We start from the raw sequence: 12,078 nt of genomic DNA, 5'->3' as shown, positions 1-12,078 counted from the left end.
CCCATCCTCCCGCACCGCACCAGCTGTGCGGCCCGTCTCCAGCTCTCAGCCGACGCGGGCGGTGCGCCGCTCGTGGAGGGCGGAGGGGACGTCCGGGTGCAGGGGCATGACGTGCTGCATGCCGGTCACCCGGAACAGACCGGCCACCTTCGAGCCGGTGGAGACCAGCTCGAACGTGCGGCGGTGTGCTCGCGAGAGCTTGTAGCCCTGCACGAGCACGCCGAGGGCGTAGGAGTCGATGAAGGTCACCCGGCGCAGGTCCACCACCACGTGCTGGGCGCCCGCGGCACCGGTGGGCCGCAGCAGGGAGCGCAGCACCTCCCGCAGGTCCGGGGCGGTGCGGATGTCGAGGTCGCCCTCGACCGCCACGACGACGACGTCGTCGGCACCGGGCAGGTCGCCCGTCTGGCTCGCCGTGCTCGTCGTGATGCTCATGTCGCTCCCCGGCGGCGGACCGCCCACGTGGTGGCTGGGGTCAGGCCGTCGACCGCTGCGATCCTCCCAGCGGCCACGGCTCACGGCACCCCGGAGGAGCTCACCTCGCCCGGTCGGTGCAGCCCGCCGAGACTGGGCGGATGACCACGGTCCCGCCCCCGCCTGCGCCAGACCCGCGCCGCGTCGTCGTCATCGGCGCCGGGCCCGGCCTCGGTGCCGCGGTGGCGCGGCGGTTCGCCCGCCAGGGCTCGGCGGTGACGCTGGTCGCCCGGAGCGCCGACGCGCTGGAGGAGCTGGCGGCGCAGCTGCGCTCCACCGGTGCCGACGTCGCCGTCGCCGTCGCCGACGCCGCGGACGTCGAGGGCTTCGGGGCGGCGCTGCGGGAGGTCGCCCGCCGCACCCCGCCGGACGTCGTGGTCTACAACGCCGCCCTGGTGGCGGCCGACCAGCTCCTCACCAGCAGCCCCCGGTACCTGCTCGACGCGCTCGCCGTGGACGCGGTCGGCGCGGTCACCGCCGCGCAGGTCTTCACGCCGGCCATGCGCAGCGCCGGCACCGGCACGCTCCTCGTCACCGGTGGCGGTCCCGGGCTGGTGCCGGACCCGGAGCACGCCTCGCTGACGCTGGGGAAGTCGGCCCTGCGGGCGGCCGTCACGGTGCTGCACGACCAGCTGGCGCCGGAGGGCGTGCACGTGGCGAGCGTGACCGTGGTGGGCGTCATCGCCCCTGGCACGGACCTCGACCCCGACCTCCTCGCCGAGCGCTACTGGCAGCTGCACACCGAACCGGTCGGTGCGTGGAGCACCGACGTGGTGGTGCGCGGCTCCTGAGACGGAGGGTCCGGAGCCCGTCGCCCTCAGTCCTCGGCCAGCAGCTGCGCCGCCTGCGGTGGCGCCAGCAGGCGCAGCGACCGGTCTGCCGGCGCAGCGCCGAGGCCGTGCCCGACCACGAAGACCGCCCCCAGGTCCGCCGCCCCCGCCCAGCCGAGCTCGTCCTCGTGCACCCACCACGCGAACCGCTGCCCGTCGACGTCGACGTCGCGCCGCAGCCACGGGGACCCGGGCGGCGGCAGCGGGCTGAAGACCTCGCGCAGCTCCTGCGAGCGCTCCCAGCACGCCTGCATGCGGTGCCGGGTCTCGTCACCGCCCAGCCCTGCCGGGATGCGGCTGCGGAGCATCCGGTGCACGGCGTCCCCGGCGAGCGTCGCGACGTCGGGGTCGACGAGCAGACCCAGCCCGAGCTGGCCCGCCGGTCCAGCGGGCCGCACCCCGCGCCTCGGCCGGGTCTCGAGCTGCCAGGTCCGCGGGTCCTCCCCGACCAGGGAGCTCCGGTCGGCCACCTCGACGTTCCCCCACAGCACCGGGGCGCCCGACCCGCCGGCGCGGCCCCAGCCCCTGCCCACCACACCCACGTCGACGAGCGGGAGGTCGGCGGGCACCGCGACCGGGAAGTCCAGCGCGGCCGCGGGCGGCTCCGGCAGCAGGTCTCCACCGTCCACGACGACGATCCTCGCGCTCTCAGCGCGCGGGTGGCGGCGCGGGGACGTCGGCGAAGACCTCGCCGTGGCGCGGCAGCCAGCCGACCCGGTCCAGCGGCCACGCGCGCAGCACGGCACGGCCGACCACCGCGTCCTGCGCGACGAAGCCGCCGTCGACGTCCTGGTGGTAGCGCGAGTCGCGGGAGTCGCCGCGGTTGTCGCCCATGACCCACAGCTCACCCGCGGGCACGGTGACGTCGAAGGCCACCTGCGTGGTGGTGGTCCCCGGCCGCAGCTAGGGCCCCTCGTCGAGCGCCACGCCGTCCACGGACGTCCGGCCGGCCGCGTCGCAGCACACCAGGCGGTCTCCCGGCAGCCCGACCACCCGCTTCACGAGGTGCCCCTGCGCCGGGTCGGGCAGCACCCGCAGCCGGGTCAGGACGACGGCGGCAGCGCGCGCCACGGGCCCCCGCTGCGCCGCTCCCGAGCTCGCGTCCGGGGCCCCCGGGACCGCCTCGCCCTCCAGCCAGCCGCGCTCGTCGGCGAACACCACCACGTCACCGCGCCGCAGCGGCAGCGGGCCGGGGACCAGCAGCGTGGCGATGACGCGGTCGCCCGCGACCAGGGCGGGCTCCATCGAGGCGCTGGGGATGGAGAACGGACGCGCGAGGAACGTGGTCACCAGCAGCGACAGCAGCAGCGCGGCCACCACCACCGCGGCCCCCTCGCGCACCGCTGACAGGGCCCTGCGCCGCCGACGGCGGGGGCGGCGCGGGCGCAGCAGCGGCGGCTGCGTGGCGGTCCGCCCGCCGTCGTCGTCGTGGTCCACGCGGGCAGTCTCACCCGGGGCCGCCCCCGCGAGCGCGAACCGCGCCGGTGGTCAGGCGGCGACGGCCGAGGCGTCCGGGTCGGACTCGTCGCTGCTGCGCGGCGCGGGGCGGTCCTTCGGCATGAGGACGACGGCGAGGAGCAGCACCACGGCGAGGGCCACCACGCCGAGGAACACCACGTGGACGGCGTCGGCCAGCTCCCCGGGAGCCACCGCCCCGGAGTCGGCGGAGCGACCGCCGAGGCTCGCGTTGACCACCGCGCCGAACACGGCGATGCCCACCGCGCTGCCGGCGGACCGGGCGAACATGTTGAGGCCCGTCACGACGCCGCGCTCGCCCCAGCCCACAGCGGCCTGCGCGGCGATGAGGGTCGGGGCGGCGGTCAGGCCCATGCCGAGGCCGATGACGAAGGAGGCTCCGGCGACGGCCAGCACGCTGGAGGAGGAGCCCAGCGGCAGCAGGAGCAGGCAGCCCGCGAGCACCACCACGGCCCCGGCCACCGCGGTGGTGCGCATGCCGACGCGCAGGTAGACCCTGCCGGACTGCGACGCCGACACCGGCCACCCCAGCGTCAGCGCGGCCAGGGCGAAGCCGGCCACGAGCGGCCCGGTGCCCAGCGACACCTGCACGAAGGTGGGGACGTAGGAGGTGAGCGCCAGGAGCACCGCGCCGATGCACGCGGAGGCGGCGCAGGTGGTGACCAGCAGGCGGCGGCGCAGCAGGTGCAGCGGCACCACCGGGTCCGCGGCGCGCCGCTCGACGAGCACGAAGACGACCAGCAGCAGCACCCCGGCGCCGAGCACGCCGACCCCGGGCACCGAGGTCCACGCCCACGCCTGGCCCCCCTCGAGCACGCCGAGCACCAGCAGGGTCAGCGCCACCGTCAGCACCGAGGCGCCCAGGACGTCCACCTGGACCCGCCGCCGCTGCGCCCGCTCGTGGAAGCGCCAGCCGATGGCCGCGGCGGCCACCAGGCACAGCGGGATGTTGATGAAGAAGATCCACCGCCAGCTCGTGTACTCGGAGAACACCCCGCCCAGGGTCGGTCCCACCACGGACGAGACGCCCCACACGCTGGCGATGTAGCCCTGGACCTTCGCCCGTTCGGCCACGGAGTAGACGTCTCCGACGATGGTCATGGACATCGGCTGCACCGCGCCGGCGCCCAGGCCCTGCACGGCTCGGAAGGCGATGAGCGACCCCATGCTCCACGCGGCCCCGCACAGCACCGAGCCGAGCAGGAACAGACCGATGCCGACCAGCATCACGGGCTTGCGCCCGAAGACGTCGGCGAGCTTGCCGAAGACCGGCACGGTCACGGCCTGCGCCAGCAGGTAGGCGCTGAACAGCCACGGGAACTGCGAGAAGCCGCCCAGGTCGGCCACCACCGAGGGGACGGCGGTGGCGATGACGGTGGCGTCGACGGCCACCAGCGCCGTGGACAGCATCACGCCCAGGAGGACGGGTCCGCGCTCGGACCGCAGCCCGACGCCCCCGCTCGTCGCACTCACTCGCACCAGGCTAGGTGCCCCGGGCACCAGCCGCTCGGTGCCCTCAGCCCAGGAGCCAGCCGTTCTGCTCGGCCAGCCGGACGGCCTCGGCGCGGGTGCGGGCGCCGGTCTTGCCGATGGCCGAGGAGAGGTGGTTGCGCACCGTGCCCTCGCTGAGGTGCAGCGCGGCGGCGAGGTCGCCGGCGGTGCCCCCGTCACGGGCGGCGCGCAGCACCTGCGTCTCCCGCTCGGTGAGCGGGCTCGTGCCCGCGGCCAGGCTCTCGGCCGCGAGCGCGGGGTCCACGACGCGCAGGCCGGCGGCCACGCGCCGCACGGCGTCGGCGAGCTCGCGGGCCGGGGTGTCCTTGACGACGAAGCCCGACGCACCCGCCTCCATCGCGCGGCGCAGGTAGCCGGGCCGCCCGAACGTGGTGACGACGAGCACGCGCGTGCCCGGGCAGGCGGCGCGCACGGCGGCGGTGGCGGCGATGCCGTCCAGGCCGGGCATCTCCACGTCGAGCAGGGCGACGTCGGGCCGGTGCTCGCGGACGGCGTCCACCACCTCGTCGCCGCGGGCGACCTCCGCGACGACGTCGAGGTCGCTCTCGAGCTGCAGCAGCGCGGCCAGCGCACCGCGGACCAGGGCCTGGTCGTCGGCCAGCAGGAGGCGCAGCCCGGTCACGGGCGACCTCCCCGGGCACGGGCGCCGACGGCGCCGTCGTCGTCCTCAGCGGCGGCGCCGGAGGTGACCGCCAGGCGGAAGCCGCCGGCGCTGGACCGGCCCGTGCTCACCCGCGCGCCCGCGCGGCGGGCGCGCTCGGCGAGACCGGCCAGCCCGCTGCCACCCACACCCCCGGCCACCTGCTCGGCACGGCCGCGGCCGTCGTCGCTGACCACCAGCTCCGTGGGCGACAGCTCCACCCAGCAGGTGCTCGCGCGCGCGTGCCTGATCACGTTGGTGACGCCCTCCCGCACCGTCCACGCGAAGACCTCGCGCAGCTCGGCGGGCAGCTCCGCGTCGACCGTGGCCGGCAGGTGCGCGGTGACGCCCGCCGCGGCCAGGGCCTGGCGGGCCCCGGCGAGCTCCGTCCCCAGGCTCGCCTCGCGGTACCCGGCCAGCGCGGCGCGGACGTCGGCGAGGGCGTCGCGCGAGAGGCGCTCCACCTCGGCCATCTCCGCGGCGGCGCGCGCCCGGCTGTCGGCGCCGTCCGCCTCCAGCAGCCGCGACGCCAGCTGCGCCTTGAGGGTCACCACCGTGAGGGAGTGACCGAGCAGGTCGTGCAGGTCCCGCGCCACGCGGCCCCGCTCCTCCACCACGGCCAGGCGCGCGAGGTCCTGCTGGGCCACCGCCAGCTGGCGGCCGCGGCGCGCGGTGGCGGTCACGCCGAAGATCGTGGTCCCTGCCAGCGCGGTCGACAGGGCGATGGAGTCGAGGTCACCCAGCCGCGGGGCCACGAGCGGGACCAGCAGGCAGCCCACGACGATCGCCAGCGAGATGACGACCCCCGCCACCCGGGGGAGGGCGAAGATCGCGTAGACGGCGAGGAACACGAACGTCGCGGCCCCGTCGAGGCCGGCCCCCACGAAGGACAGGGCGGACAGCACCACCAGAGCGGCGAAGGTGGTCCACGCGACCCGCGGCTCCTGCTCCAGCGCCCACCCGTGGGCGTCGCGCTGGCGGTCGCGGAACGCGAGCGACCACAGGTACAGCGCGGCGAACGCGACGACCGCCACCACCGAGACCGCTCCGGAGGCGCGGTCGGGGTTGCGCAGGGCCGGCAGCAGGGGGTTGAGCAGGAACACCAGCCACACCGCCGCCATGAGCCAGCCCCAGCGGCGCCACCGCTGGGCGGCCCGCGACGGCGGCGGCGCGCCACCGGCCGCAGCAGAGGGTGCTGCGGCCGACGGCGCGCTCGTCCTCACGGGGGCGATCGTCACACGCGGGCCGTGTCGCGGCGGAACAGCCAGGCCGCGGCGGCCGCGAAGAGCAGCGCCCACACCACGAGGCTGGCCGCGCCCGCGGTCACGGTGGACTCGTGGGCGAAGGGGTGGCGGGCCAGCACGCTCGGGCCCCAGGCCGGGGTGAGGGCGGCGACGTGGCGCATGGTGGTGCCGAAGATCGACAGCGGGACGAACAGCCCGCCCACCATCGCCAGCAGCGACATGCCCGCACCGACCACCTGCATCGCGTTCTCCGCGGGCACGAGGTAGCCGACCGCGAGGCCGAGCCCGGCGAACGGGACCGCACCCAGCCACGCCGCGAGCGCCGCCGCGGCCCAGTCCCCCGCGGGCAGCCGCCCGCCCATCGCGGCCCCCACCGCCAGGACGACGACGACGGGCAGCGCCGCCAGCACCAGCGCGGTCATGACCTTGGTGGCCACCTGGGCGGCGGGGCGCAGCGGCGTCAGGCGCAGCTGCCGGCTCCAGCCGGAGCTGCGCTCGACCGAGACGGCGGCCCCGGTGGCCGCCGCGGCGACCATCGCGCCGTAGACGGCGAAGTTGACGGCGACGTAGGCCTTGCCCTGCGGGTCGGACTGCGCACCGGAGAAGCTCAGGACGAACACCACCGGCAGCACCACGCTGAAGACGAGGGTGCGCCGGTTGCGCAGCAGGCGGCGCAGCTCCAGCCGCAGGTAGGTCGGGTTGACGAGCGGGCGGCGGACGCGGGCGGGCGCCGCGGCGCGGACGCTCGTCGTCGTCGTGGGGCTGGTGGTGGTCATCGCTGCTCCTGCGCGTTCGTGGGCTGGGTGAGGGCGAGGAACGTGTCCTCCAGGCCGCGGGCGGTGACCTCCAGGTCGCGGCAGGGCGTGGCGCTGAGCAGGTGGCGGGCCAGCGCGTCGGAGTCGGTGGTGTGCGCGGTGACCGTGCTGCCGACCAGGGAGACGGACTCGACGCCGCCGAGGAGCCCGAGCCTGTCGACCTCCGCCGGGGTGGCTCCCGGCCAGGTGGCGCGGACGGTCCGCCCCGACGACATGGCCCGCACCTGCGCGGCGGTGCCGTCCGCGACCACGCGCCCGCGGCTGACCAGCACCACGCGGTCGGCGTAGGTGTCGGCCTCTTCGAGGTAGTGCGTCGCGAAGATGACCGTGCGGCCCCGGTGAGGGCGCTGGGCGTCGTCCCTGATCGCCTTCCAGAAGGCGCGCCGGCCCTCCACGTCCATGCCGGTGGTGGGCTCGTCGAGCACGAGCAGGCGGGGGTCGGGCAGGAGCGCCATCGCGAAGCGCAGCCGCTGCTGCTCACCTCCGGAGCACTTGCCCACGCGGCGGCCGGCGATGCCGGAGACGCCCGCCCGCTCCATGACGGCGTCCAGCGGCTGGTGGCTGGAGAACAGGCTCGCGGTCAGCTCCACCGTCTCGGCGACGGTCAGGTCCTTGAGCAGGCCGCCGGTCTGCATGACCGCGGAGATCCACCCCCTGTCGACGGCGTCGCGCGGGGTGGTGCCGCAGACCTCGACGGTGCCCGAGGTCGGCTGCGCCAGGCCGAGCACCACGTCGAGGGTGCTGGTCTTGCCAGCGCCGTTGGGGCCGAGGAAGGCCACCACCTCACCGGGGGCGACCTCCAGGTCGATGCCGTCGACGGCGGTCACGGACCCGAAGCGCTGCGTGAGCCCCCTCAGGAGCAGGGCAGGTGCGCCCGGGTCGGGGTGGCGTGCGGGCGCCGGCGGCGCGGGGACCCGCGTGGTCGCTGTGCTCATGGCTAGAGCCTGGCCGCGCGACCGCCGTCGTCCCCGGGCCCACCGTCACGACCTGCCCGTGACACCTGTCACGGGCAGTCACGGGCGGGGATCAGCGATGTCGCTGCGCGGAGCGGTACTCCACCTCGGGGCGGCCCGTGCCGCCGTACCGCTGGTGGCGCTCCAGCTCGCCGGCCTCGGTCAGGTGCTCCAGGTAGCGGCGCGCGGTGACCCGGGAGGTCCCGCACGCGGTGGCCACCTCGGAGGCGGAGGCGCCCGCGGCGGGCCCCGCCGCGGCGACCGCGCGGCGCACGGAGTCCAGGGTCTCCTGCGCCAGCCCCGAGGGCAGCGCCGCACCGGTGCTGCTGCGCAGGGCCGCGAAGGCGCGGTCGACGTCGCCCTGGTCCAGCGGCGCCTCGTCCGCTCCGCCCTCCCCGTGCAGCTGCGCCCGGAAGTCGAGGTAGCGGGCCAGCTTCTCCTCGAAGGAGCGGCGGGTGAACGGCTTGAGCAGGTACTGCACCACCCCCAGGGACACCGCCGCGCGCACCGCCACGAGGTCGCGGGTGGAGGTGACGGCGATGACGTCGCCGGTCCACTTCGCCGCCCGCAGCGAGCGGACCAGGTCGAGGCCGTGCCCGTCGGGCAGGTCGAGGTCGAGCAGCACGAGGTCGACCGGCGCGTCCCGGGGCGCCGAGCGCAGCGCTCGGACGGCGTCGCGGACCGTCCCCGCGGTCCCGGCGAGCACCAGGCCGCGCACACCCGTGACGTACTGGGCGTGCGCGGCGGCCATGATCGGCTCGTCCTCGACCACGAGCACCCGCACGGGCCCCCTGCTGGCCGTCACCGCAGCCCCTCCAGCGGCAGGCGGACCTCGAAGGTCGAGCCGTCGACGTCGACGGTGCCCCGGCGGCGGCGCACCACCTGGTCGACCAGGGACAGCCCCAGGCCCCGCCCGGCGCTGGTCGCTGAGACCTTGGTCGTCCACCCGCGGGTGAAGGCGGCGTCGACCAGGTCGTCGGGCAGTCCGGGGCCGCTGTCGCTGACCCGCAGCAGCAGGTCCTTCCCGTCGGGCCGGAGGCCCACCAGCACCTCCCGCTCGTCGTCGTCGTCGAGGGTCGCCACGGCGTCCACCGCGTTGTCGACCAGGTTGCCCAGCACGGTGACCAGGTCCCTGCCGGCCGCGGGGCTCGAGGCCAGACCCGCCGGCAGGTAGGAGTGCGGCTCCACCCGCACCGTGACGGCGCGCTCGGCGGCCTGCGCGGTCTTCCCCAGCAGCAGCGCGGCCACCACGGGCTCGTCGATGCTCTCCACCACCCGGTCGGTGAGGCGCTGGCTCAGCTCCAGCTGCTCCACGGCGTACTCGACAGCCCGCTCCGGGTGGCCCGTCTCCACGAGGACGACGACGGTGTGCAGCCGGTTCGCGGCCTCGTGCGCCTGGGACCGCAGCGCCTCCGACAGGGCGCGGGTGGAGTCCAGCTCACCGGTGAGCGCCTCCAGCTCCGTGCGGTCGCGCAGCGTCATCACGGTCCCGTGGCGGCGCCCCGCCCACTCCACCCGCGACTGGCTGACCACCAGCACCCGCTCGTCGGTGAGGTGGGTCTCGTCGGTGGCCGGCCTGCCCTCGACCAGCAGGTCGCGCAGCGAGGGCGCCACCGGCAGGTCGGCCGCGGGGCGGCCCACCGGGTCGGCGGCCCCCTCGGCCAGGCCCAGCAGGCGCCGGCCCTCGTCGTTGGCCACGCCCACCCTCCCGTCGGGGTCGACCACCACGAGGCCCTCGCGCACCGAGTGCAGCACCGCCTCGTGGGAGGAGTACATCCGCTCCATCTCCTCGCTGCCCATGCCGTGCGTCTGGCGCCGCAGGCGCCGGGAGACCAGCGCGCTGCCGGCCAGCGCCACCAGCATGAGGGCACCCAGGGCGGCCAGCGGCACCGGCAGGCTGCGCACGAACTCCTGGTCGAGCTGGGCCGTGGTCACACCGACGGCCACCAGCGCCACCACCGGCCGCGGGTCGCCGGCCGCGGCCGCGCCGAAGACGGGCACCACGGCGCGCACGGAGGGGCCCAGCGTCCCGGTGTACGTCTCGACGTACGGCTCACCGGCGAGGGCCTGCTCCCGCGAGCCCAGGTAGGTGCGTCCGATCTCCTCCGGGCGGGGGTGGGTCCACCGGGTGCCGTCGGGCGCCATGATCGTGATGAAGGAGATCCCCGTCTCCGCGCGCACCGCCTCCGCGAAGGGCTGCAGCGCCGCGGTCGCCGTCCCGGGAGCGGTGGCGTCGCGCTCGGCGGCGTCGACCACCACCGAGCTCAGCGCGATCGCCTCGGCGATGCCCAGCACGCGCTCCCCCGCCGCCCGCTGGTCGCTGCGGACGTCGAGGACGGCGTCGAGCACGGCCACCCCGACGAGCAGCACCACCAGCAGCGCCGCCTGCAGGGCCAGCAGCTGGCGAGCGAGCGACATCGCCCGCACCCGGGTCATGAGCACCGCACCAGGATGACGTGCTGGTCAGGCGGCCGTGAACACAAGGTTCACAACGACGACACCACCGGCGCACGCGGGCAACCTCATGGACAGACGGGTGTGACCCGAGGCACACCGGAGCGGGGAAGCTCCGGTCTCACGACGACGTGGAGGTGCGCTGACCATGAGCAGCTCAGCAGCAGCGGTCCCGACCGGGGCGGCCCCCAAGAAGCACAAGGACAAGTCGCACTGGCTCTACATCGGCGTGATCGTCGCCGTGACGGCCGGCATCGTCCTGGGCCTGGTGGCCCCGGACACCGCCAAGGAGATGAAGCCGATCGGCGCGGCCTTCATCGACCTGGTCAAGATGATGATCGGCCCGGTCATCTTCTGCACCATCGTGCTGGGCATCGGGTCCATCCGGAAGGCCGCGACCGTCGGCAAGGTCGGCGGCATCGCCCTCGGCTACTTCCTGGCGATGTCGACCTTCGCCCTGGTCATCGGCCTGGTGGTGGGCAACGTCATCCACCCCGGTGACGGCCTGACCATCTCCGACTCCGACGCGGCCGCCGCTGCTGCGGCCGCCGAGAAGGCCGCTGCGGCGTCCTCCGAGGCCGGCGGTGTCATCGGCTTCGTCACCAGCCTGATCCCCACCACCCTGTTCTCCGCCCTCGTGCAGGAGCAGGTGCTGCAGGTCCTGGTCATCGCCCTCGTCGTCGGCTTCGCGCTGCAGACCATGGGCGAGACCGGCAAGCCGCTGCTCGACCTCGTGGGCAACCTGCAGAAGCTCGTCTTCAAGATCCTCGCCTGGGTGATGTGGCTGGCGCCCATCGGCGCGTTCGGTGCGATCGCCGGCGTGGTCGGCGAGACCGGCGTCGACGCCCTCAAGGCCCTCGCGATCCTCATGGGCGCCTTCTACCTGACCTGCGCCGTCTTCGTCTTCGTCATCCTCGGCACGATCCTGCGGGTCGTCACCGGCCTGAACATCTTCAGCCTGCTGAAGTACCTCGGCCGCGAGTTCCTGCTCATCGTCTCCACGTCCTCCTCCGAGACCGCGCTGCCCCGCCTCATCGCCAAGATGGAGCACCTGGGCGTGGCCCGTCCGGTGGTCGGGATCGTCGTGCCGACCGGCTACTCCTTCAACCTCGACGGCACCGCGATCTACCTGACCATGGCCTCGATCTTCATCGCCGACGCGATGGGCACCCCGCTGTCGATCCCGGCGCAGATCGGTCTGCTCGCCTTCATGATCCTCGCCTCCAAGGGCGCGGCCGGCGTCACCGGCGCTGGCCTGGCCACCCTGGCCGGCGGCCTCCAGGCCCACGCCCCGGCCCTGGTCCCCGGCGTCGGCTTCATCGTCGGCATCGACAGGTTCATGTCCGAGGCCCGCGCCGTCACCAACTTCGCCGGCAACGCGGTGGCCACGGTGCTCGTCGGCACCTGGACCAAGGAGATCGACAAGGACCGCGTCAAGGCCGTCCTCTCCGGCGACCTGCCCTTCGACGAGAGCTCCCTGGCCGCCGACGGTGGCCACGGCGCCCCCACCGCCGGCCCGGACGCCCCGTCCGAGCGCGACGGTGACCTGGTCCTCTCGGGCGACCGCCCCCTGGTCGGCAGCGCCCAGCGCTGACCCGCCCCACCCCGACGCCCGAGCGCCGGTCTCCCCCGAGGAGGCCGGCGCTCGGTGCGTCTGCTCCCGGGGCAGCCTCCCGCCTC

The 12,078-nt window shown here is 75.5% G+C and carries 11 protein-coding genes and 1 pseudogene; 2 read left to right on the top strand and 10 right to left on the bottom strand.

Translation table 11 applies throughout. The features are described from left to right. Positions 1-45: 45 nt before the first annotated feature. Positions 46-435: an STAS domain-containing protein gene (locus tag FMM08_RS06845; protein WP_147925588.1), complete on the bottom strand. Its 390-nt coding sequence runs from the start codon at positions 433-435 to the stop codon at positions 46-48. A gap of 140 nt (positions 436-575) precedes the next feature. On the opposite strand from FMM08_RS06845, the gene FMM08_RS06840 reads away from it, so the two are divergent. Then, a complete protein-coding gene (locus FMM08_RS06840; RefSeq protein ID WP_147925587.1) occupies positions 576-1,265 on the top strand; it encodes an SDR family NAD(P)-dependent oxidoreductase in 690 nt (229 codons plus the stop codon). Between the two features lie 26 nt (positions 1,266-1,291). On the opposite strand, the gene FMM08_RS06835 is transcribed toward FMM08_RS06840, so the two are convergent. From FMM08_RS06835 to FMM08_RS06795, 9 genes and pseudogenes are all read right to left on the bottom strand, one after another. Further along, entirely contained in the window at positions 1,292-1,933 is a 642-nt protein-coding gene (locus FMM08_RS06835; RefSeq protein ID WP_147925586.1) for a hypothetical protein, read from the bottom strand. 19 nt (positions 1,934-1,952) lie between these two features. Then, positions 1,953-2,621 (bottom strand): annotated as a pseudogene (lepB, locus tag FMM08_RS23575) (signal peptidase I). Positions 2,622-2,792: 171 nt separating this feature from the next. Further along, a complete protein-coding gene (locus tag FMM08_RS06825) occupies positions 2,793-4,259 on the bottom strand; it encodes an MDR family MFS transporter (RefSeq protein WP_439653550.1) in 1,467 nt (488 codons plus the stop codon). Between the two features lie 37 nt (positions 4,260-4,296). Further along, entirely contained in the window at positions 4,297-4,914 is a 618-nt protein-coding gene (locus FMM08_RS06820; protein WP_147925585.1) for a response regulator transcription factor, read from the bottom strand. Beyond that, complete coding sequence (locus FMM08_RS06815) at positions 4,911-6,155, bottom strand: histidine kinase (RefSeq protein ID WP_147925584.1); 1,245 nt, start codon at positions 6,153-6,155, stop codon at positions 4,911-4,913. Before FMM08_RS06815 ends, FMM08_RS06820 begins: the two co-directional genes overlap by 4 nt. An 11-nt stretch (positions 6,156-6,166) precedes the next feature. Next, positions 6,167-6,952, bottom strand: coding sequence for an ABC transporter permease (locus tag FMM08_RS06810; RefSeq protein WP_147925583.1), 786 nt, complete (start codon positions 6,950-6,952; stop codon positions 6,167-6,169). After that, a complete protein-coding gene (locus FMM08_RS06805) occupies positions 6,949-7,926 on the bottom strand; it encodes an ABC transporter ATP-binding protein (protein ID WP_147925582.1) in 978 nt (325 codons plus the stop codon). The genes FMM08_RS06810 and FMM08_RS06805 overlap by 4 nt, the downstream gene beginning before the upstream one ends. A 91-nt stretch (positions 7,927-8,017) precedes the next feature. Further along, positions 8,018-8,749: a response regulator gene (locus FMM08_RS06800; RefSeq protein WP_255472127.1), complete on the bottom strand. Its 732-nt coding sequence runs from the start codon at positions 8,747-8,749 to the stop codon at positions 8,018-8,020. After that, positions 8,746-10,380, bottom strand: a complete 1,635-nt coding sequence (locus FMM08_RS06795) for a sensor histidine kinase (RefSeq protein ID WP_255472137.1) — start codon at positions 10,378-10,380, stop codon at positions 8,746-8,748. The genes FMM08_RS06800 and FMM08_RS06795 overlap by 4 nt, the downstream gene beginning before the upstream one ends. A gap of 166 nt (positions 10,381-10,546) precedes the next feature. On the opposite strand from FMM08_RS06795, the gene FMM08_RS06790 reads away from it, so the two are divergent. Then, positions 10,547-11,992, top strand: a complete 1,446-nt coding sequence (locus FMM08_RS06790; protein ID WP_147925581.1) for a cation:dicarboxylate symporter family transporter — start codon at positions 10,547-10,549, stop codon at positions 11,990-11,992. The last annotated feature ends 86 nt before the right edge of the window (positions 11,993-12,078 follow it).

Origin of the sequence: Quadrisphaera setariae, from assembly GCF_008041935.1 — a bacterium.
Lineage (GTDB): Bacteria > Actinomycetota > Actinomycetes > Actinomycetales > Quadrisphaeraceae > Quadrisphaera > Quadrisphaera setariae.
The sequence above is the reverse complement of the archived record's forward strand: the minus strand, read 5'-3'. Positions and strand labels throughout refer to the sequence as shown.